Here is a 21,687-nt window from a genome sequence, read left to right as displayed (position 1 = left end):
TTTAATTTATTAATGGTATTTTTATTATAAAGGTGCTACCCTTTCCTTTTTCGCTTTCTACATATACTTGACCATTGTGATCCTCTACTATTCTCTTTACGTAAGCAAGTCCTAACCCATGTCCTTTCACATTATGAAGATCTCCAGTATGTTCTCTGTAAAACTTCTCAAATACTCGTTTTTGAGCTATCTTACTCATTCCTAATCCATGATCTCTCACTTTTATCAAAATCATATCTTTAATGTTCTCAGTAAAGATTTCGATTTCTGGTTCATCAGGTGAATATTTAATGGCATTTTCCAAAATATTAACCAACACATTTGTAAAGTGAACTTCATTTATTAAACAGGTTGTTCTTGCTGCATTATAATGCTTTACTACAGTACCTTTTCTGTCTTCTAGAATTAAGTTTACGTGTTCTATCGCATCGTCAATTACATCTGTAACCACAGTTGGTTCTTTTGTAATATCCAACTCTCTCTTTTCTAGTTTAGAAATACGCAGTACATTTTCAACCTGAGCGTGCATTCTTTTATTCTCATCCCTAATCATTTGAAGATAACGATAAACCTTTTCTTTATCTTCAATAACTTTTGGACTTCTGATAGCATCTAATGCTAAATTTATGGTTGCAATTGGAGTTTTAAACTCATGCGTCATATTATTAATAAAATCGGTTTTGATTTCAGAAATATGTTTTTGACGCAATAATTGATTTAACGCACTTGTGTATGCAACTATTATAATTAATGTAAAAACTATCGATAAAATAGTTATACTTAACAATTCAGATAATAAAAATTTCTTTTTATGCGGGAAAGTAACCGATAATTCATACCTACTATTTCCTTCATTATCCGTATAAATAGGAATACTATAAGTTGCCTCTTTATCTAAAGAATGAAATCCATCAGATTTAATCTTTGTTGGAATTCCACTACTATATATCCCGAATTCGAACTTCGTTTTAACCTCATATTCTTCAAGTTCTTTCTTCAATAATTTATAAAGCTTGTCTTTTGTAATCCTCCCTTCGATTGGAGTTAAAGCGGCAATGTCTTTATATTGAATTTGCTGTTGAACTTTATTTAAAATATCTAAACTTCCAGATTTTTCTGTTCTAATATCCGGAATAATACTTTGCCCTAAATTATTATTATCAATACCGTTGTTGTTGTTATAAACTTCAGTTACTCTTCTTGAACTAAAATTTTTAAAACGCTCACTACTGAATTTTTTATCAAAAACCGATCCATTAATATCATAATCTTCCGATGTTAAAGTACTCGAATAGACAATTGTTTTATTTGTTTTTGGGTTTCTTTGCACATAAAGTACTTCCAGTAAATCTTCTTTTTTTGGAATTTTCCCCGTACTGTCTTTTATACGGTTGTATTTGTCGTAGAAACTGTACTCTTCTTGTTGTTCCAGTTTGTCTGCAACATTTCCAATTACTTGAGTAACGTGGTATTTAAATTGCTCTTCATTATTTTTGAACGAAGAATTGAACCAAAACACTTGCACTAGAATTATCCCTATCAAGGACAGACTCATCAGTAAAACAAGTATTCTAAAAAATAATTTATTCATCGAAACAAAATTAATATTTTAACAATATACTAAATAATACATTAACCAAATATTAACATTTAAGACTGTTTTTGTTTTATATTTAAAATTTTAAGAATTTTAACAACTTCTTCTTTAGCTTTTTTAAGATTATTGTTATTAATCACGAAATTGCTCTCAGAAATTCGTTTTTCGTCATTCCACTGCATTTTCATTCTGCTTAAAACTTGTTCCCTAGTAGTTTTATCTCTCTTTATAACACGTTCTATCCTTACTTCTTCTGGAGCTGTAACGGTTATAATTACATCACAATCTTTATAACGTCCGCTTTCAAATAAAATGGCTGCTTCGTACATAACATAATCATGATTTTCATGCTTTTTCATCCAAGACTCAAAATCACTTTTTACAGCTGGATGCACAATTGCATTTAATTTTGCTAATTGTTCTTTATCATTAAAAACGATCTGAGCTAATTTTGCTCTATCTAAAACTTCTCCATCAAAAATACTGCCGCCAAAAACAGATTTCACTTCTGCTAGAATATTTTTTGATTGCATTACTCTTTTGGCACCATCATCAGCGATATAAACAGGAACGCCCATTTCTTCAAAATAGTTTGCAATAGTTGTTTTACCACTGCCAATTCCTCCTGTAAGACCAATAACTTTTGTCATTCTTATAATTTAAAAAACATACGCGGAAAAGCTTCTTGTGGTTTTTTCTTTAACAAAATCACTTTAATATATGATTTAAGAAATCCTGTTCCATAACCAAAAAATTGTTTCCACACTGCAATTACAGATAGATATCCAATCTTAATACTTTTATTTTGAATACTAGCTGTAAGAAAAATTATAACGAAATATACGAAATATAATTGTAATAAAATATCAATATTGAAAATTAACAATAAAAAAGCTAATAATAATCCTAGAATAAACAAGGTAGGAAAGAAAAAAGTTAGTTTATTATGTTCTGGATACCAGCTATTTAAAATTGGTCTAGCAATTCCAAATTTATTAACCTGAATAGAAAATTTTTCCCAATCAATTCTTCTTTTGTGGTACACATAAGCTTCTTTAAACAGTCTTGTTTCAAAACCTAAATTCCATAAACGAATCGATAAATCAGGATCTTCTCCTGGATGAATGTTTCCGAAACCTTTTGATGCTTCAAAAGCTTTTTTAGAAATTCCCATATTGAAACTACGCGGCTGAAATTTGTTTATCTTCTCAGAACCACCTCTAATTCCACCAGTTGTCAAAAAGGAAGTCATAGCAAAATTGATGGCTTTCTGAATATCAGAAAAGCTATCTAGAGCTTTATCTGGACCTCCAAAACAATCTACATAATTGCTGTCTAATTCATTTCGAACTTCTGTCAAATATTGCGACGGAATAATACAATCTGAATCAAAAATGATAAAATAATCGCCTCTTGCTCTCTCCATCCCAAAATTTCTGGAATCTCCCGGTCCTGAATTTTCTTTAAAATAATATGATATATTTAATTTTCCTTGATAATTCATCACCACATCTCGACATGGAATTGAAGATCCATCTTCGACAAGAACAATTTCAAAAGCTTCATTATAATCAGATTTTGAGAGACTTTCTAAAAGCTCATCAACTTCATCCGGACGATTATACACGGGTATAATTAAAGAAAAAATCATAGCAGAATGCGCGTTATTAAAGGGTATATTTTTAATGTTGTAAAATTTTAACAAAGATATGGTATATTAACAAAAAAACCATCAACTTTTGGCTGATGGTTTTTCGTTTTACTTAGTAAAATATTGTTATTTGATACTTTCAATCTCAACAACTTCGTTTGTGTCTGCATTATAATCAACACCAGGCACTTCAAATCCGAATAGATTTAAGAAATCACTTCTATAACCAGCTAAATCACCAATTTCTGGCAATGTTTCTGTAGTTGCTTCTAACCATAATTTAGCCACTTTTTCCTGAACGTCCTCACGCATTTCCCAGTCATCAATTCTGATTCTTCCCTTTTCATCAACAGGAACTTCAGAACCATTGTATAATCTGTCTTGGAATAAACGCTGAATTTGCTCAATACAACCTTCGTGAATTCCTTCTTCTTTCATGATTTTATATAAAAGAGAAATATATAATGGAATTACTGGAATTGCAGAACTTGCTTGAGTAACTAAAGCTTTATTTACAGAAACATAAGCTTTTCCTCCAATAGATTTTAAAGAATCTTCGATAGTAAATGCAGTAGCTTCTAAGTGATCTTTTGCACGACCGATTGTTCCTTTTCTGTAAACTGCTTCAGTTAATGATGGTCCAATATAAGAATAAGCAACTGTTACAGCTCCTTCAGCCAATAAATTTTCAGCTTTCAAAGCATCAATCCACATTGCCCAGTCTTCACCTCCCATAACTGCTACAGTATTTTCAATATCTTCCTCGTTTGCAGGAGCGATAGAAACATCTGAAACTTTTCCTGTATGGAAATCAACAGTTTTATTTGTAAATGTTTGTCCGATAGGTTTTAAAACTGAACGGTGCGTAACACCTGTATTTGGATTTGTACGTACTGGTGAAGCTAAACTATAAATAACAAGATCAACTTGTCCTAAATCAGCTTTGATTAAATCTAGCGTTTCTCTTTTAATTTCGTTTGAGAAAGCATCCCCGTTAATACTTTTTGCATATAAACCTGCTTTATTAGCTTCTTTTTCGAATGCTGCAGAATTATACCATCCTGGAGAAGCTGTTTTTCCTTCAACTGGTGGTTTTTCAAAAAACACTCCAATTGTTGATGCACCAGAACCAAAAGCACTAGTAATTCTTGAAGCCAATCCGAAACCTGTAGAAGCACCAATAACTAAAACTTTTTTAGCACCAGCGATTTCTCCTTTAGATTTTACGTATTCGATTTGATTTTTTACATTTTGCTCAGCTCCCGTTGGGTGGGCAGTCAAACAAATAAATCCTCTCATTCTAGGTTCTATAATCATCTTGCAATTATTTTTTTTGTATTATTTCAATTTCAGTTTTAATTTTTCAAAAATAGACATTTTATCCTTAACCCTTTTCATATTAGCGCTCATATTGTCAATAAAATTTGGGTTTAATGCATTTTTCTTCGCTTCTTTATAAAAGTTGTAAGCGTCGGTATATTGGTTTTCATATTCCGCCATTCTACCTAATTCACTGTTATAAGAAGAGTTATCAGCGTTTTCTAAATTTGCTTTAGTAAAATCAATATGCTTTTTTGCTTCTTCATATCTTCCAATATCAATTAGCAAATAAGTATAATTTAAATATGGCGCAGGATATTTAGGATCAAATTTCATGGCCAATTTATAGTGGTAAATTCCTTTTTCGAAATCGCTTAGCTTATTGTAATAAATCCATCCTAAATGATTGTGTGCTTTTCCAAAATCAGGATACTGAGATAGTATTTCTTCTAGCAATTCTTTGGCATCTGCTGAGTTTCCCTCAGAAATTAACGAATCTGCTTTTATAAACTGATTTTCGTAAAAACTTAGACTTTCCATTGTGGTATTTTAATTCAATAATTGTTTTGCGTGATTTAATGCCGAATCTGAAATATTTGCTCCAGATAACATTTGAGCAATTTCGATAATTCGATCTTCTTGTGATAAAAGTTTCAGCTCTGACTGCGTATCGTCTCCAATAGTAGATTTAGAAACTTTGAAGTGAGAATCTCCTTTTGCTGCAATCTGCGGTAAATGTGTGATAGCAAATATCTGCATTGTTGAGCTCATTTCTTTCATAATCTCACCCATTCTGATTGCAATTTCTCCAGAAACTCCAGTATCAATTTCGTCAAAAATCAATGTTGGCAATTTGGAATATTTAGCCAAAATTGCTTTGACAGCCAACATAATACGAGACATTTCTCCGCCAGAGGCTACTTTTTTCAATAAACCGAAATCGGTTCCTTTATTGGCAGAAAATAAGAATTGCAATTCATCTTTTCCATTTTGGAAATAAGCTTCTGAAGGAAGGAGCTCCATATTAAAACGAGCATTCGGCATTCCTAATGTTTCTAAAATTGAAATTAACTGTTCTGATAATTTCGGAATTGCATTTACTCTATTTGAATGTATTTTAGATGCATAATCATCTAGTTCAGAAGCTTTTTCTTCGATAATTTTAGATAAAGAAGCTATTTCTTCGTCCATATTATCCAGCTCCAATAAAGAATTTCCTAAATCAGACTGAATTTGAAGCAAATCATCTACAGAATTTGCCTGATGTTTTTTCTGCAAATTATAAATCAATTGTAATTTTTGACTTACCAACTCCAATTGTACTGGATCATTCAATAATTTTTCTGAACAGTTTACTAATTCCTTAGAAACATCATCAAATTCAATAGTTAAACTTGTTATTCTTTCAAACAAATTCTGATATTCTACAGAAAAAGGAGCTATTTTTTGCAATGCATTTTTAATTTCATTTAAATTATGAAAAACACCAAACTGCTCTTCATTTGCAATTGCTAAAGATCTATCTAGAGATTCTTTAATTATCTCAACGTTATTTAGCTTTTCGTAGTCAGCTTCTAATTCTTCTTGCTCACCAGATTTCAATTGAGCCGCAACCAATTCATTCAATAAAAATGTATGGTATTCTTGCTCTTTTCCAGCATCGCTTTGTTTTTTAAGCAAAGCGTTCAATTTCGATTTATCTGATTTATAAGATTTAAGCAGTTTTTGATATTCAGCGATTATTTCTACATTATTTGCAATCGCATCAATAATTTTAAACTGAACATTTTCTTCTGATAATTCCTGAGTTTGCTGCTGCGAATGAATATCAATTAAATACAGACTCAAATCTTGCAATTCCTGAAGGTTTACAGGACTGTCATTTATAAAAGCGCGGGATTTACCTGAAGGCAGAATTTCTCTTCTAATGATTGTTTCATCTTCATAATCTAAATCATTAGCTTCAAAAAACTCTTTTAAATTATATTTTCCGATTTCAAATTGTGCTTCAATGACACATTTTTCTTCTTTATTTTTTAAAGAAGTAAGATCAGCTCTCTTTCCTAAAACAAGACCGATAGCTCCCAAAATAATAGATTTCCCTGCTCCTGTCTCACCTGTAATTATAGAAAAACCTTTAGAAAAATCTATAGCTAGCTTTTCAATAAGAGCATAATTTTTAATTGACAGTGAAGTAATCATAGGGCAATTTTATAAAAATAAAGGTTAAGGAAGATTATAAATTTGAAAACAGATTTTAATATTTAATCTGTGACCATTTGGTAGAATTTAACGGAGACACTTTATTTAAAACATCTGTTAAATCGGTAATTGTAATACTTGGCCCGCCAGAAAAAATAGAAACAATTTCATCTGATTTTGCATCAAAGAAAACACGGGTTATAAAAGCATTTGGCTTAACCGAATTCAATTTACCAATAAGCATTAATGAAGATTTTATTTTTTCTTTAGAAGCTTTTAAATCAACAGTCATTCCGTCTAAACCATTATGATAAGCAAACATTACCTGACGTAAGTCACTGTACGTTGGCGCAATCATATCGTTAATTAGGTAATAACGATTCTGAATTCCGTCTGCCTGACTCCAGCCTTTAAATCCGCCTTGTTGTGCTACATTGGCAATATTTTGCGCTGTTTGAAGATACTGATTTCCTGCTCCCATCTGGAAAGTATCAGCATCCATTCCTAAAATTAAATAGCAATAATAAGATACAACAGAAACCAAATTTGACTCATAAGTAGTTGGATTAAACAAGAGTGGTTCGTACTCAGTATATCTAAAATTGAAATCTTTATCGTTGTAATTTAAAACTGGAGAAGAATAAGTAGAATTAAAGATCAATCTTGAAGATTGAACTTGAATTGTTCCTGTAAATTGATCTGAACTGTTTGATGACAAAGTAATATACATCGAACAGTTAATTCTTTCATTCTGTTTAAGAGTTGCTCCAGTCCAATCTGTTTTATTTACAAATTCAGACAAAGAAGTCTGAAGCGTCTTAAAAACCTGATTGTTTGGATTTGTTAGACGTTCTGTATTAATAGTTACTGTACAGTTTAGCTGTTGAGCCTGTACAAAACCAAAGCTTAAAAATACTAATAGTGTAACTATTTTATTCATAATCGTCTATATATTTAATTTTACAAACATAAGTTGTTTCCAAATTATGCTTTCGGCGTGTATTTTAAATTTATGATTTTGAAAAATGCAGAATAACTTTATTCAAAATATCAGCCGCAACAGATTCTTTTGATTTTAATTCCATTGGTTCAATTTCAAAATTTTTGTCAATAAACGTTACTTTATTGGTTTCTTTTTTAAAACCGGCACCTTTATCTTGTAAGGAATTTAAAACAATCAAATCTAAGTTTTTTTTCTGAATTTTCAACTTAGCATTTTCAATTTCATTTTCAGTTTCTAATGCAAACCCAATCAAAAACTGATTCTTTTTGATCGCCCCTAAAGAAGATAAAATATCTTTTGTCTTTTCAAGTTCAATCGAAAATTCCTCTGTGTTTTTCTTAATCTTTTGATCTGCAACAAATTTTGGTCTATAATCTGCAACAGCCGCAGCCGCAATCGTAACATCAACTTCATTAAAATATAGATGACAAGCATCATACATTTCTTGAGCAGAAACCACATCAACGACTTTTATCAAACTGCTTTTAGCCTTATAATGTGTAGGGCCAGCAATTAAAAATACTTCTGCACCTAAACTTGCCGCTTCATTGGCAATATCAAATCCCATTTTTCCTGAAGAATGATTTCCAATAAAACGTACAGGATCTATTGCTTCGTATGTTGGACCTGCAGTAATCAGTATTTTTTTTCCTTTTAAAGGCAATTTACTTTCTAAATCAGCCTCTAAAAAGGCGATAATATTTTCAGGTTCAGCCATTCGTCCTTCACCAGACAAACCACTTGCCAATTCTCCACTTTCAGCAGGAATCATAACATTTCCGTACTGTTTTAATGCAGCAAAGCTCGATAAAGTTGAGGGATGTTTGTACATATCCAAATCCATTGCAGGCGCAAAATAAACTGGACATTTTGCCGATAAATAGGCAGCAATTAAAAGATTGTCACAGTTTCCTGTAGCCATTTTAGATAATGTATTTGCAGTAGCAGGCGCAACCAGCATTAAATCGGCCCAAAGACCTAATTCAACATGGTTGTTCCAAACTTCATCTTCATCATCCTGATTAAAGAAACTTGAATGTACTGGATTTTTTGATAAAGTAGATAATGTAAGTGGGGTTACAAAATCCTTAGAAGCAGGTGTCATGATCACTTGGACATGTGCACCTGCTTTTATAAAAAGTCGTACTAAAGTGGCTGTTTTATACGCTGCAATTCCACCGGAAACACCCAGTAAAATCTTTTTCCCGTTTAAAACTGACATTGTACTATTATTTATTTGAACTTCTGTGGTAAGTTTTACCGTCTAACCATTCTTGAACAGCTAAAGCGTGTGGTTTTGGTAATTTTTCGTAAAATTTAGAAACTTCAATTTGTTCTTTATTTTCAAAAACTTCTTCTAGACTATCATTATAAGTTGCAAACTCTTCTAATTTTTCAGTCAATTCTTTTTTAATCTCTGAATTAATTTGATTTGCTCTTTTAGCCATAATGGTAATTGCCTCATACACATTTCCTGTTGGCTCTTCAATAACTGTTTTATTGTAAGTTATTGTGTTTACAGGAGCATTCGTCTTTTTTAAATCCATGACTTTATTTTATTTAGTAAATTTTTGTAAATCTGTTTCAACTCTGGCATTCATTTCGTCTGCCTGTTTTTTGTATTTTGTATCGCTTTTAAACTTCATCAAATTAGCATAAGCAGCCTGCGCTACATGTAAACGTTCTTCCATTTTTTGAGGAATACTGTTTATTGCTAATTGGTATGCAGAATCATATTTATAAAACAATGCATCTTCTTTAAAAGGTGTTCCAGGGAAATCAGCAATAAAATTATCAAAAGCTACTAATGCTGATTTATAATCTGAAATTGTATTATAACCTTTAGCATTTTCGTATGCTTTTTTCTCCAGTTTTCCATTTAGTTTCTGTACCGTTTCGTTTGCCTGCGCAACATATTCTGAATTTGGGTAATTATCAATAAAAGCTTGTAATTTCTCTAATGCTTTTACAGTATCTGTCTGATCTAAACTATAAACTGGAGCCAATTTTGAATAGCTATATGCGCCTAAAAACGCAGCTTCCTGTACTTTTTCACTTCGTGGATAACCTGAAACAAATGCTTCAAACTGATATCCAGCTAAATAATATTGTTTTGTTTTATAATACGATTGTGAAAACATGTAAAATAGCTTTTCCGCCTGAGGTTTTCCTCGGTAAGAACTGGCCAGCTGTTCAAAAAGGCGAATTGCCTTTGAATATTTACCAGCATCATACATTTTTGTTGCCATGTCAAATTTTGCTGCAACATCTTCATTTTTCAAAGCTTTTTGATACTCACTACAAGAACAAAAAAGGGCAACAACAATTAATAGCGATACTATTTTTTTCATTTTCTTACTGTTATTATGATTTCTTAGGACAATTATGCCAAAACAAAATCACACCGAAGTTTCGGTGGCAAATTTAGTTATTAATTTAGCGACTGCAAAATAATTTTTTAGTATCTTAAAATACTAATACTTTAACAATTATTTAATGCTGTTTTTTACAAACTCATTCAGTCTTGTGGCAAGAGAATCATCTACTGAAACCAATGGAAGACGAACTGTATTATCAGCAATTCCTAAGGCTTGGAAGATTTGTTTGATTCCTGCTGGATTTCCCTGTTCAAAAATCATATCAATACTATCAGACAAAAAGTAATGCGTTTTGAATGCATCTGCAGCTTTTTTATTCAATCCTAAACGAATCATTTCTGAAAATTCTTTAGGAAAACCTTGACCAATCACAGAAATAACTCCTGCTCCACCCGCTAAAACGATTGGTAGCGCAAGCATATCATCTCCAGAAATCACTAAGAAATCTTTTGGAGCATTTTTAATAATCTGCATTGCTTGAGCCATATCTCCTGCAGCTTCTTTTATTGCAACTACATTTTTAAAATCATTAGCCAAACGAACAACTGTTGCAGGCAACATATTACTTGCAGTTCTTCCTGGAACATTATATAAGATTACTGGAACTGGAGAAGCTTCAGCAATTGCTTTAAAATGCTGATAAATTCCTTCTTGAGTAGGTTTATTATAATATGGTGAAACAGATAATATCGCTTCAAAAGCAGAAAAATCTCGTGTTTTTAATTCTTCAACAATCTGCATAGTATTATTTCCTCCAACTCCTAAAACTAGAGGCAATCTTCCTTTATTCACATCGATTACAGTCTTTATAACCAATTCTTTCTCTTCCGCTGTAAGGGTTGCATTTTCTGCAGTTGTTCCCATCACAACAAGATACTCTACTCCACCATCTATAGAAAAGTTTACAATTCGTTGTAAAGCTTCAATGTCAACTGAAAAATCTTTTTTAAATGGCGTTACAAGCGCAACACCAGTTCCTATTAATGATTGCATATTTTAATTATAATTTATTTTATATTTTTTAAATACCTAAACAATTCTGAAACGAACAGTTTATAATTTCCTAATTCTGTATTAATCATCCAACGGTTTAAACTTTGATCTGCTGCAGAAAATCCGACTTTAAATTTAGCTTTCGATTCGCTTGTTATGAGTTTCAAAATAATGTTTTCCACATCATAATAACTCAACAAAAGATCAAACTCTGAATTCATAAATTCATTCAAAAAATCTTCCGTAATTTTCCCCCTCCAATTGACATGGTTTTTACCAAAAGTTGGTCGAGAATAGGTCTCTTTTTCTTTGAATTTTTCTCTGTATGCAAGAACTTTTACGTTTTCTAAAGCAATTCCGTGAAGCGTTAGCTCTTTTATCAATTCATCTGAATGTTCGAAATTGCTTTCATCTATCAATAAACCAATAGATTGAATGTTTTTAGTAAATACTTCGCTTTTTTCTTTATTTAAATTAATATTTAATGATTTTTTTACAAAAAATTCCTTTGTATAATTTAAAAACATAGTACTTTTACTAGATTACAAAATTAATTATTTAAGTTGCATTTAAAATGGTAAAACTAAAAAAGTATAACGGATTTTTAAAACTTTTTGTTATATTCTTAACACTTTTTTTTATATTTTCCTGTAGTCCGAAAAACTACAATTTAACTAAGATCGAAGGAAAGCAGATTCCTGTTACTGAAAAGACTGCTGAAACTCCTGAAATCGAAAACTTCATTAAACCTTATCGCGATCATATTAATCAAGATTTAGATAATGTTTTGGCTTATTGCCCTGAAACACTTGACAAAAGCACTGGAAAATGGCAAACAAGTATTGGAAGCTTACTGGCTGATGTTTGTTTACAGAGAGGCAATGTTGTTTTTAAAACCCGTGAAAATAAAAGCATCGATTTATGCCTTTTAAATCATGGCGGTATTCGTGCCATTCTTCCTAAGGGAAATGTTACAACAAGAACAGCTTTTGAAATTATGCCTTTCGAGAATAATCTTGTTGTGATTGGCTTAAAGGGAGAGCAAATTCAAGATATTGCCGCTTATATTATAAAGGAGAAGAAACCACAGCCTTTGTCTGGAATGACGTTTACGATCACGAAAGAGAATACTGCTAAAAATATTATGATTCAAGGAAAACCACTTGATCTGAATAAGATTTATTATGTTGCCACAAATGATTATTTAGCAAATGGTGGCGACAGCATGACTTTCTTTGCAAAAGGTGTTCAAACATTTGACTTAAATTATAAGCTTAGAAATGTGCTGATTGATTATTTTAAAGAAGTAGATACTGTTCTGGCTCCAAAAGATATCAGAATTACCGAAGAATAAAAATTAAAGAAAAACACAAGCATTTCTGCAAAAAAATATAAAATGAAAAGAAGAGAGTTTATCGAAAAAACAGCAGCAAGTACTGCCCTATTAAGTTTAGGATTGTCTTTGAGCAGTTTTGAAACTAACGATATTAAGCATTTAACAGTTTTACATACTAATGATGTGCACAGTCACATTGATCCTTTTCCTGCTGATGATCCGCGTAATCCTAACAAAGGTGGTGTGTCTCGTCGTGCTGCATTGATTGAAACGATTCGTAAAGAAAACCCGAATGTACTTTTATTGGATGCTGGAGATATTTTTCAGGGAACGCCATACTTTAATTATTATGGTGGAGAATTAGAATTCAAATTGATGAGCATGATGAAGTATGATGCTTCAACAATTGGTAATCATGATTTTGATAATGGTCTTGACGGATTATACGCGCAACTTCCTCACGCAACTTTCGACTTTATCAATTCTAATTATGATTTTAAAAACACGGTTATGGACGGTCATGTGAAACCGTACAAAATCTTCAATAAAAACGGAATTAAAGTTGGTGTTTTTGGTGTTGGAATTGAACTTCAAGGTTTAGTAGATAAAAAATTATATCTAGAAACAGTTTACAACAATCCTGTTGAAGTTGCTCAGGATATGACAAAACTTTTAAAACAAGAACAAAAATGTGATTTGGTAATTTGCCTTTCGCATTTAGGTTACAAATATAAAGACGATCCAACTAAAATTAGCGATTTGACATTTGCTGAACAAACTCAAGATATTGACTTAATTATTGGCGGGCATACTCATACTTTCTTAGACAAACCGACAATTGTAAAAAATAAAGCTGGTAAAGATGTGCTGGTAAATCAAGTTGGATGTTACGGAATTAATTTAGGCCGAATTGATTTCTATTTAGACAAAGACAAACCGCATACTAATCAAAGTGCAACTATTGTTGTATAGGTTTTTGAATTCTAGCTTTTTCTAAAAAGTATTCTACCATAAAGAAATAAGCTAGAATTTGAGTTATATCTCGTATTAAGACTAAAACGACTGAATACGAGAAATACTCATTAAAAATATAAAAGATATCTGAAAAGATATAGCTTATTGCCATTAACGACATCAGTAAAGCAATATGTGTTCCTTTTGTGATGTAACTTACAAAACAGAAATAGCTTAATACACTCAAAACGATTCCGTAAACGGTGTAAATCATATTGAATTTTTTCATGTTGTCGAGCTGTAAACTTAAAACAGAAATTAGGAGATAAACAATAAAAACGACCACAATCGAAATAGGAAGAATATCACGTTTGGTTAGTTTTATTCTTTCGTGTTCCCTAATAAATATGGATACAATTAAAAGGTAAACAATTAAAAAACTGATTACCCCTCCAATTTCAGAACTTTCAATATCCATCAGATCGTAAACTTGTCCAACGAAACAAAAAAAGAAAATCAATCCTTCTGTTTTTCTGATCCTAAACTCACTGCTAATTAAATAATAAATAAAAATAGCAGGAAGAACAATTGCTTTGGCGTAAGTCCCAAAAAAATCCTGCTCTGTCCAATCAAAAATGATTGTACACAACAGTGCCATAAAAAACAAAATTAATGATGGTTTATTCGGTTTCATTCAATTTGTTTATAAAATCGTCTTCTGACAATATTGGGATATTTAATTTAGTTGCTTTTTCTAATTTTGCTGGCCCCATATTATCTCCTGCAACAACAAAATCTGTTTTTGCAGAAATTGAGCTTCCTACTTTTCCTCCATTGTCTTCAATGGTTTTCTTCAATTCGTCTCTTGAAAATTGACTGAATACTCCAGAAACTACAAATGTTTTACCAACAAATTTTTCTGTAGCATTTGGGTTAATCCTTTCTTCAATTTCAAATTGTATTCCGTAACTTTTTAAGCGTTCGATAATTTTTTGGTTTTCTTCGTTTTCGAAAAATTCAATTACACTTTTTGCAATTCTTTCTCCAATTTCATCAACCAAAACCAAATCCATTAATGAGGCCTTACTTAAAGCATCAATATTTTTATAATGTTTTGCTAGTTTTTTTGCTACAGTTTCTCCCACAAAACGGATTCCAAGCGCAAACAAAACACTTTCAAAAGGAATTTCTTTTGATTTCTGAACTCCGTTTACCAAGTTTTCTGCCGATTTTTGTGCCATCCTTTCCAAATGCAGAATGTCTTCGACTTTCAATTCATACAAATCGGCATAATTATGCACTAAATCATTCTTGAAAAGCAGCGCCACTGTTTCGCCTCCAAGTCCTTCAATATCCATTGCTTTTCTTGAAATGTAGTGCTGAATTCTTCCTATAATTTGTGGAGGACATCCGTAGAAATTTGGACAATAATGATTGGCTTCTCCTTCGTTTCTAACCAATTCTGTTTCACATTCAGGACAATGTGTGATGTAATTTGTTTTTTCTGAATTCTCAGGACGCTTCTCTAAATCTACTGCAATAATTTTTGGGATAATTTCTCCTCCTTTTTCAACAAAAACAGTATCGTTTATTCTAATATCTAATTTTTCAATTTGATCTGCATTGTGAAGAGAAGCTCTTTTAACAATAGTTCCCGCAAGCTGTACAGGCTCTAAATTAGCAACTGGCGTAATTGCACCAGTTCGTCCAACTTGATAAGAAATTGATTTTAATTTGGTAGAAACCTGTTCTGACTTGAATTTGTAAGCAATTGCCCAGCGAGGAGATTTTGCAGTATAGCCTAATTCTTCTTGATGCTGAATGCTGTTAACTTTTACTACAACTCCATCTGTTTCGTAAGGTAAATTATGGCGGTGAACATCCCAATAATCAATAAAATCGAAAACTTCGTTCATGCTGTTCACCAGTTTTGCTTCTTTTGGCACTTTGAATCCCCAGCTTCTAGCCGATTCTAAACCTTCATATTGAGAAGCAAACGGCAGATTATTTCCTGTAACAAAATACAAAAGACATTCTAATGGACGTTTTGCAACCTCAGCACTATCTTGTAATTTTAAACTTCCCGAAGCCGTATTTCTTGGGTTTGAATATGGCGTTTCTCCAATTTCAATTAATTCCTGGTTCATTTTTTCAAAACCAGCAAATGGCAGAATAATTTCACCTCGAATATCAAATTTATCCGGATAATTCCCTTTTAAGTGTAAAGGAATTGATTTTATTGTTTTAATATTGTTTGTTACCTCATCACCTTGAAAACCGTCTCCACGCGTTAATGCCTGAACTAATTTTCCGTTTTCGTAAGTAATGCTGATTGAAGCTCCATCGTATTTTAATTCGCAGGTATATTGCAAATCAACATTTCCTAAAACTCTCTGAATACGATTTTCCCAGTCTAAAAGATCTTCTTTAGAATAAGAATTATCCAAAGAATACATTCTATATTGGTGCGCTATAGTTTTGAAATTTTTGGTAACAGTTCCTCCCACTCTTTGTGTTGGCGAGTTTTCATCAAAAAATTCTGGATGTTTATTTTCTAAATCTTGAAGTTCTTTGAGCTTAATATCAAAATCATAATCTGAAATCGTAGCATTGTCTAACACATAATAGTTGTAATTGTGTTGATTAAGTTCATTTCGTAGTGTTTGAATGGTCTCTTGAATGCTCATAGATAATTTTAAAATATTGTAGATTATGGTAATAAATAACTTATTATCAAAATTAGAATTTATTTTTGTTCAAATGCATAAAAAATGAAAGTTTTAAAAAATCAAAAATCAGACTGCAAGTTCATGCAGTCTGATTTTCTCCTTGTCCATTATTCTTAAAAAAGAATTAAAAAAACCAACTTCCAAATGGTTTTGACGTTTTATATTTCTCACTGATAATCAACATTTTACAGTACAAATATAGAACTATTTTTGAATAATGATAAAGTCTGAACGTCTATTTAATAAATGCTCTTCTTCGGTGCATTTTACACCATTTTTACATTTGTTAATTAGTCGCGTTTCACCGTAGCCAATTGCGCTTTCAATTCGAGAAGCTTCTATGCCTTGCGAAAGGATATAATCTCTTGTTGATTTTGCTCTATTGTCTGAAAGTTTTAAGTTATAAGCATCTTTTCCGCGTGAATCAGTGTGAGATTCAATCTTGATTCTGATGTTTGGAAATTTCTGCATAATGAACACAACTTTTGTCAACTCTTCTACAGCTTTTGGTGTAATGTCGTATTTGTCATAATCGAAATAAATTGGATTTACGTCAACTTTTTCAACACCTTGCTTCTTTACAACTAAGTCATCGTAATTGCTTAATTCGAAGTTTACATTTGTGATTTCGCCACCATTTTCCTTCGTTGTTTCTACCGTTTTATCATCACTGCTATAATTTGGTTTTGCAGCAATCATTTTAACGATTTTGTTGCAAGGAACTTCAATAGCATATTTCCCATCAAAATTGGTTTTGGTTTCGCCCAAGACTTCACTAAAAGAGTTGTAAGCCATTATCGTAACATCAGATAATGGTGCTTTAGTTTTACGATCTACAGCTATTCCTGAAATACTTTGATTGCAAACTGGTTTTCCTTTTTCAAAAGAGTAAATGTCGTCATCTCCTTTTCCTTCCGCTCTATTTGATGAAAAATAACCGTAAGAATCAGTTTTATCAATTATAAAAGAAAAATCATCTTTGTTACTGTTGATTGGCGCGCCAAGATTTTTTGGTGTAGTAAAACTTCCGTCTGCTAAAAATTTACTTTCGTAAACATCTAAATCTCCCCAGCCATAATGTCCATCAGATGAAAAGTATAAAACTCCGTTTTGATAAAATGGAAACACTTCATTACCAATAGTATTAATACTTGGTCCTAAATTTTGAGGTGAACTCATCGTACCATCAGCAGCAATTTTTACGACATACAAATCTGTTTCGCCATATCCGCCTGGCATATCTGAAGCAAAGAAAAGCCATTGTCCATCTTCACTTAATGCTGGATGTCCTACAGAATAATCATCGCTGTCAAAAAATACTTTCTGCGGATTCTCTAACTTATTATTGACGATTGACCCTTTAATTATTTGAAAATTATTGACTTTTGCGTCATCAATAACCAATTTGTTTTTCTTTACAATATTGGTTGAATAATAAATCGTTTTTCCTTGGCTATCAAAACTTGCAGTTGCTTCATGATATTTGGTCATTACATTTGGAAGAAATACAGTTTCGTTGAATAAACTTCCATCTGCTGGATTTCTTTCTGCAAAATAAAGATTTAGAAAAGGCTGATTATTCCAAGTATATAATTTCTCACTGAACTTGGTTGTATCACGAGCCGAAGTAAACACTATGTTATCATTAAAAAACGTAGCTCCAAAATCTGATTTACTAGTATTGATATCTAAATTTTTAATGGTATAAAGAGGTTTTGCTTTTGCTACGCTATCCATATATTTCTTTTGGGCAACATAACGATTAGCTTCTACTTTATCTCCTTTTTTATCTAGATATTCCTTCGTGATTTTATCTGCTTCATCATAATCCATAACTGCTTTCATAGATTGAATGTAACGCAGATAGTAAATATCAGTAAGATTGTTTCCTTGAACTTCATACAATTTTCTATACCATTTAAGCGCATTTCTAGAATCAGAAATAAAATAGTATGAATCTGCAGCGTTTTTCAAAGTCTGTGCCGATGGATTTTTTATGTTTTGCAAACATTCTTCATAAGCTTTAGAAGCATCCAAATAAGAATAGTTTTTAAACAAAGCATCAGCTTTCTTCAAATTGGTTTTTTGAGCGAAACTAAACGTAACGCTCAAAATTAAACATAGGATATATAGTTTTCTCATAAGTTTTATTTTTAGAAGAATCGAGGAGATTTAATTTTGCTTTGGTTTTTCACAAATTGATAACGCAAGATGATTTCGTGTGAACCATCGTTGTATTTGTTCAATTGGCTTACAGTGTAATCAAAGGCATATCCAAGATAAAAACTTGGTGATATTTGAAAACCTGCTAGTATACTCACAGAATCATCTGTTCGATACGCTCCTCCTATGACAAACTTTTCCTGAATCATGAAATTTGCTGACACGTCTGCTGTAAGTGGTGCTCCGCTTACCGCTTTTACTAAAAATGCAGGTTTAAATTTCAAATTTGGATTTAAATCAAAAACATAACCTCCCATTAAATAGTAGTGCAGACGATCATAATCTACAGATTCTCTAACATCGTCATAGTAATCATTCTGAATAAAACTTGGAATTGAGAATCCTAAATACCATTTATTGGTATAATAATAAACCCCTGCTCCAACTGCTAGTTTCATCTGATTGTTGATGTTCTGATTTAACAAAACATCGTCATCATCGTAATATCTTCCTTTAGACCAATCGACGTTTAACATTCTCGTACCTGCTTTCAAACCAAAAGCAAGTCTTTTTTCATACCCAAGAGGTATTGAATAAGAGAAATTTCCATCAAGATATAGTTCATTAGAAGGGCCAATTTTATCATTTACAATACTTAAACCTAGACCTAATTTTTCATTTCGTAAAGGAGAATGAATTGAAAAGGACTGTGTTTCTGGTGCTCCGGAAATTCCGACCCATTGAGAACGATATAAAAGTGCTGCTTCTATGGTTCCGGTAGATCCAGCATAAGCTGGATTTACCGCCATAGTATTATACATATACTGTGTATATTCGGGATCTTGCTGCGCTGTGGCGCAAACCGTGATAAAAGAACATATTAAAATGAAATACGTTTCTAATGATTTTATATATAGTTTCATAACGATACTTATTTAGTTTAATTAATTAGATGATTAATAGAAGTGGATTATCTCATAATAGACAACCAGCCTTTTTTAACCGTTCCATCTCCAATGGTTATCACATAAAAATAAGTACCTGTTGGCAACATATCTCCTCTATTAACAACTCCGGAAACATTTGCTGTTCCGTTCCAATCATTTTCATAATGTGCTTTACTATACACTAACGCTCCATATCTGTTAAATACTTTCAACTCGTTGTTTGGATAAGATTCGATACAGTCAATTCTGAACAAATCATTTTTACCATCATTATTTGGTGTAAACTCATTGTAAACAGTCAAACAAATTGGTTCTATTGTAACCGAAGCTGAGTTATTTGAAGCATCAACATCTAACGGTGTTGAGATTTCAACCGTTGCAACACTTGTGTAATTACCGCTTGGCAATACTTCTGCAACAATTGTCAATGTTACACTTTGCCCTGCGTTTAGTGCTGGTATTGTCCAAATCTGAGTTGCTGGATCGAATGTTCCTGTCGATGCAGATGAACTTACTAATTGTAAACCACTAGGAAGCAAATCACTAACAATCGTATTTATGAAATCACCCTCGCCCACATTGTTTACTGTTACTGTAAATGTTACTTGGTCACCAAAATTAGGCGTTGGATTATCAACAGTATTAGTAATTGTTATATCTGAACAACTTGCTATAGTAACATTTAAAGTTTTAACTGTTCTTTCGTTACAATTGTTAGTATAAGCAACTGTTACTGTTCCAGGACCAATGTCTGACCAAGAAACTGTTACAGAACCATCATTTGATGTACCTCCAGAAACGATTGTTCCTCCAGTAATTGTCCATACATAATCAGATTTTCCGTTTGCAATTGAATAGGTTACTCCTTTGAAGACACATGGAGTATCATCTGTGGTTGTAAGCTGAACTGCTGCATCATCTTCAAATGCAATTGTAATTCCTAATCTTGGTCCGTTATTACAACCATTTGTTGTATTACTCAAAGCAGCTGCATAATAAGTTGTTGCAGTAAGTGGAGTATTTGCAGCTAATGGTGTTCCTCCTGTAGCACTAGTATAGAAAACTACATTTGCTTCGTTTACTAAAATATTAGCTAAAGTTGGTAAAGCTGATAAACAGAATGTCTGATTTGTTCTTGGCGTTGTAATTACACCTGGTGAATTAACACTTACCGTTACTGCCAATCTAGCTGGATTTTCGCAACCAACTGCGCTAGAAACTGCTCCATAATATACTCCTGTTGCAAGAGCTGTTGTTGCAGGAAGCGCCGTTCCTCCTGTAGCTGTACTATACCACACAACATTTGCTTCATTTACTTGAATGTCGGCAACTGTTGGTGAATTTAATGTACAGAAGTCTTGAGTTGTATCGTTAGTAGTTGGTGTCGCACTTGGATCAACTACTGTAACAGTAACTTGTAATCGAGTTGAACTTTCACATCCAGTAGCAGCATCAACAATGTTTCCGAAATAAATTCCAGAAGTTAATGGTGTTCCAGATGGAATTGCTGTTCCGCCTGTAGCAGATGCAAACCATGTTACATTGCTTTCATTCACCTGAATACTTGCAAGTGTTGGTGCACTTGTTGAACAGAAACTTTGAGAGGCATTGTTAGTAGTTGGATTTATTGTATTTCCAACTGTAACCGCTACTTGTAATCTTGTACTGCTTTCGCATCCTGTTGCTGGATCTTTTATAGCTCCAAAATAAGTTGTTCCAGTTGTCAAAGCAGTTGTAGAAGCTAAAGCTGTTCCGCCTGTTTGCGCTGTGTACCAAACTACATTGCTTTCATTTACTTGAATATTAGCAACTGTTGGATTTGTTCCTGAACAGAAAGTTTGTGTTGCATCATTAGTTGTTGGTGTAGCTGGATCAGTCACACTGATTGTTACTGCCAATCTAATTGAACTTTCACAGCCTGTAGCTGCATCAGCTAATACTGCATAATAAGTTCCACTTGTTAATGCTGTTGCCGCTGGAATTGCTGTTCCGCCTGTTGAAGCGCTATACCACACTACATTTGCTTCATTTGTCTGAATGCTTGCAAATGTCGGTGCATTTACCAGACAGAAATCCTGTGTTGTATCTGTAGTAGTTGGTGTTGCAAGATCTGTAACTGTAATTACTACAGCCAATCTTACTGCGCTTTCACAGCCTGTAGCTGCATCAGCTAAAGCTGCATAATAGGTGCCGCTTGTTAAAGCTGTCGCTGCTGGAATTGCTGTTCCGCCAGTTGAAGCATTATACCATACTACATTTGTTTCGTTTGTCTGAATGCTCGCAAATGTCGGTGCGTTTACCAGACAGAAATCCTGTGTTGTGTCTGTAGTCGTAGGCGTTCCTGGATCAGTTACGCTGATCGTTACAGCCAATCTCACTGAACTTTCACAGCCTGTAGCTGCATCAGCTAAAGC

The 21,687-nt window shown here is 32.6% G+C and carries 19 protein-coding genes; 2 read left to right on the top strand and 17 right to left on the bottom strand.

Annotation, left to right across the window (positions count from 1 at the left end; translation table 11 throughout):
• Position 1 precedes the first annotated feature (1 nt).
• From DM444_RS20660 to DM444_RS20605, 12 genes are all read right to left on the bottom strand, one after another.
• Positions 2-1,591: a sensor histidine kinase gene (locus DM444_RS20660; RefSeq protein WP_111290214.1), complete on the bottom strand. Its 1,590-nt coding sequence runs from the start codon at positions 1,589-1,591 to the stop codon at positions 2-4.
• 59 nt (positions 1,592-1,650) lie between these two features.
• Complete coding sequence (coaE, locus tag DM444_RS20655; protein WP_111290212.1) at positions 1,651-2,247, bottom strand: dephospho-CoA kinase; 597 nt, start codon at positions 2,245-2,247, stop codon at positions 1,651-1,653.
• 2 nt (positions 2,248-2,249) lie between these two features.
• Positions 2,250-3,248, bottom strand: a complete 999-nt coding sequence (locus DM444_RS20650) for a glycosyltransferase (protein WP_111290210.1) — start codon at positions 3,246-3,248, stop codon at positions 2,250-2,252.
• Positions 3,249-3,374: 126 nt separating this feature from the next.
• Positions 3,375-4,565, bottom strand: coding sequence for an enoyl-ACP reductase FabV (gene fabV / locus DM444_RS20645; RefSeq protein WP_111290208.1), 1,191 nt, complete (start codon positions 4,563-4,565; stop codon positions 3,375-3,377).
• A 21-nt stretch (positions 4,566-4,586) separates the two neighbouring features.
• Positions 4,587-5,108 carry a tetratricopeptide repeat protein gene (locus tag DM444_RS20640; RefSeq protein ID WP_111290206.1) on the bottom strand — a complete coding sequence of 174 codons (522 nt, stop codon included), beginning with the start codon at positions 5,106-5,108 and terminating at the stop codon, positions 4,587-4,589.
• 9 nt (positions 5,109-5,117) lie between these two features.
• A complete protein-coding gene (gene recN / locus DM444_RS20635; protein WP_111290204.1) occupies positions 5,118-6,770 on the bottom strand; it encodes a DNA repair protein RecN in 1,653 nt (550 codons plus the stop codon).
• A 55-nt stretch (positions 6,771-6,825) separates the two neighbouring features.
• Positions 6,826-7,710, bottom strand: a complete 885-nt coding sequence (gene porD / locus DM444_RS20630; RefSeq protein WP_111290202.1) for a type IX secretion system protein PorD — start codon at positions 7,708-7,710, stop codon at positions 6,826-6,828.
• Positions 7,711-7,780: 70 nt separating this feature from the next.
• A complete protein-coding gene (coaBC, locus tag DM444_RS20625) occupies positions 7,781-8,995 on the bottom strand; it encodes a bifunctional phosphopantothenoylcysteine decarboxylase/phosphopantothenate--cysteine ligase CoaBC (protein WP_111290200.1) in 1,215 nt (404 codons plus the stop codon).
• A 7-nt stretch (positions 8,996-9,002) separates the two neighbouring features.
• Positions 9,003-9,320, bottom strand: coding sequence for a DNA-directed RNA polymerase subunit omega (locus DM444_RS20620; RefSeq protein ID WP_008463064.1), 318 nt, complete (start codon positions 9,318-9,320; stop codon positions 9,003-9,005).
• Between the two features lie 9 nt (positions 9,321-9,329).
• The gene (locus DM444_RS20615) at positions 9,330-10,124 is read right to left on the bottom strand and encodes an outer membrane protein assembly factor BamD (RefSeq protein ID WP_111290198.1); all 795 of its coding nucleotides are present in this window, start codon (positions 10,122-10,124) and stop codon (positions 9,330-9,332) included.
• A 138-nt stretch (positions 10,125-10,262) separates the two neighbouring features.
• On the bottom strand, positions 10,263-11,144 hold the full coding sequence (gene dapA / locus DM444_RS20610; RefSeq protein WP_111290196.1) for a 4-hydroxy-tetrahydrodipicolinate synthase: 882 nt from the start codon (positions 11,142-11,144) through the stop codon (positions 10,263-10,265).
• A gap of 14 nt (positions 11,145-11,158) precedes the next feature.
• A complete protein-coding gene (locus DM444_RS20605; protein ID WP_111290194.1) occupies positions 11,159-11,671 on the bottom strand; it encodes a DUF6913 domain-containing protein in 513 nt (170 codons plus the stop codon).
• Between the two features lie 47 nt (positions 11,672-11,718).
• On the opposite strand from DM444_RS20605, the gene DM444_RS20600 reads away from it, so the two are divergent.
• Both DM444_RS20600 and DM444_RS20595 read left to right on the top strand, forming a co-directional pair.
• Positions 11,719-12,498: a 5'-nucleotidase C-terminal domain-containing protein gene (locus DM444_RS20600; RefSeq protein ID WP_111290192.1), complete on the top strand. Its 780-nt coding sequence runs from the start codon at positions 11,719-11,721 to the stop codon at positions 12,496-12,498.
• A 42-nt stretch (positions 12,499-12,540) separates the two neighbouring features.
• On the top strand, positions 12,541-13,452 hold the full coding sequence (locus DM444_RS20595; protein WP_111290190.1) for a bifunctional metallophosphatase/5'-nucleotidase: 912 nt from the start codon (positions 12,541-12,543) through the stop codon (positions 13,450-13,452).
• Here the strand turns inward: DM444_RS20595 and DM444_RS20590 are convergent.
• The 5 genes from DM444_RS20590 to DM444_RS20570 all read right to left on the bottom strand — a co-directional run.
• Entirely contained in the window at positions 13,439-14,128 is a 690-nt protein-coding gene (locus tag DM444_RS20590) for a lysoplasmalogenase family protein (protein WP_111290188.1), read from the bottom strand. The genes DM444_RS20595 and DM444_RS20590 overlap by 14 nt on opposite strands.
• Positions 14,115-16,121: an NAD-dependent DNA ligase LigA gene (ligA, locus tag DM444_RS20585; RefSeq protein WP_111290186.1), complete on the bottom strand. Its 2,007-nt coding sequence runs from the start codon at positions 16,119-16,121 to the stop codon at positions 14,115-14,117. Before ligA ends, DM444_RS20590 begins: the two co-directional genes overlap by 14 nt.
• Before the next feature lie 246 nt (positions 16,122-16,367).
• A complete protein-coding gene (locus DM444_RS20580) occupies positions 16,368-18,305 on the bottom strand; it encodes an OmpA family protein (RefSeq protein WP_111290184.1) in 1,938 nt (645 codons plus the stop codon).
• A gap of 11 nt (positions 18,306-18,316) precedes the next feature.
• Positions 18,317-19,249, bottom strand: coding sequence for a PorP/SprF family type IX secretion system membrane protein (locus tag DM444_RS20575; RefSeq protein WP_111290182.1), 933 nt, complete (start codon positions 19,247-19,249; stop codon positions 18,317-18,319).
• A gap of 47 nt (positions 19,250-19,296) precedes the next feature.
• Positions 19,297-21,687 (bottom strand): Ig-like domain-containing protein (locus DM444_RS20570; protein ID WP_162615020.1); only part of this gene is annotated, 2,391 nt, incomplete at its 5' end.

The organism is Flavobacterium ginsenosidimutans (assembly GCF_003254625.1).
Taxonomy (GTDB): domain Bacteria; phylum Bacteroidota; class Bacteroidia; order Flavobacteriales; family Flavobacteriaceae; genus Flavobacterium; species Flavobacterium ginsenosidimutans.
This window is presented reverse-complemented; position numbering and strand designations above follow the sequence as displayed.

Excerpts from the sequence above, each read along its gene's own strand:
- DM444_RS20660 (WP_111290214.1), bottom strand. The coding sequence starts at position 1,591 with ATGAATAAATTATTTTTTAGAATACTTGTTTTACTGATGAGTCTGTCC.
- coaE (WP_111290212.1), bottom strand. The coding sequence starts at position 2,247 with ATGACAAAAGTTATTGGTCTTACAGGAGGAATTGGCAGTGGTAAAACA.
- DM444_RS20650 (WP_111290210.1), bottom strand. The coding sequence starts at position 3,248 with ATGATTTTTTCTTTAATTATACCCGTGTATAATCGTCCGGATGAAGTT.
- fabV (WP_111290208.1), bottom strand. The coding sequence starts at position 4,565 with ATGATTATAGAACCTAGAATGAGAGGATTTATTTGTTTGACTGCCCAC.
- DM444_RS20640 (WP_111290206.1), bottom strand. The coding sequence starts at position 5,108 with ATGGAAAGTCTAAGTTTTTACGAAAATCAGTTTATAAAAGCAGATTCG.
- recN (WP_111290204.1), bottom strand. The coding sequence starts at position 6,770 with ATGATTACTTCACTGTCAATTAAAAATTATGCTCTTATTGAAAAGCTA.
- porD (WP_111290202.1), bottom strand. The coding sequence starts at position 7,710 with ATGAATAAAATAGTTACACTATTAGTATTTTTAAGCTTTGGTTTTGTA.
- coaBC (WP_111290200.1), bottom strand. The coding sequence starts at position 8,995 with ATGTCAGTTTTAAACGGGAAAAAGATTTTACTGGGTGTTTCCGGTGGA.
- DM444_RS20620 (WP_008463064.1), bottom strand. The coding sequence starts at position 9,320 with ATGGATTTAAAAAAGACGAATGCTCCTGTAAACACAATAACTTACAAT.
- DM444_RS20615 (WP_111290198.1), bottom strand. The coding sequence starts at position 10,124 with ATGAAAAAAATAGTATCGCTATTAATTGTTGTTGCCCTTTTTTGTTCT.
- dapA (WP_111290196.1), bottom strand. The coding sequence starts at position 11,144 with ATGCAATCATTAATAGGAACTGGTGTTGCGCTTGTAACGCCATTTAAA.
- DM444_RS20605 (WP_111290194.1), bottom strand. The coding sequence starts at position 11,671 with ATGTTTTTAAATTATACAAAGGAATTTTTTGTAAAAAAATCATTAAAT.
- DM444_RS20600 (WP_111290192.1), top strand. The coding sequence starts at position 11,719 with ATGGTAAAACTAAAAAAGTATAACGGATTTTTAAAACTTTTTGTTATA.
- DM444_RS20595 (WP_111290190.1), top strand. The coding sequence starts at position 12,541 with ATGAAAAGAAGAGAGTTTATCGAAAAAACAGCAGCAAGTACTGCCCTA.
- DM444_RS20590 (WP_111290188.1), bottom strand. The coding sequence starts at position 14,128 with ATGAAACCGAATAAACCATCATTAATTTTGTTTTTTATGGCACTGTTG.
- ligA (WP_111290186.1), bottom strand. The coding sequence starts at position 16,121 with ATGAGCATTCAAGAGACCATTCAAACACTACGAAATGAACTTAATCAA.
- DM444_RS20580 (WP_111290184.1), bottom strand. The coding sequence starts at position 18,305 with ATGAGAAAACTATATATCCTATGTTTAATTTTGAGCGTTACGTTTAGT.
- DM444_RS20575 (WP_111290182.1), bottom strand. The coding sequence starts at position 19,249 with ATGAAACTATATATAAAATCATTAGAAACGTATTTCATTTTAATATGT.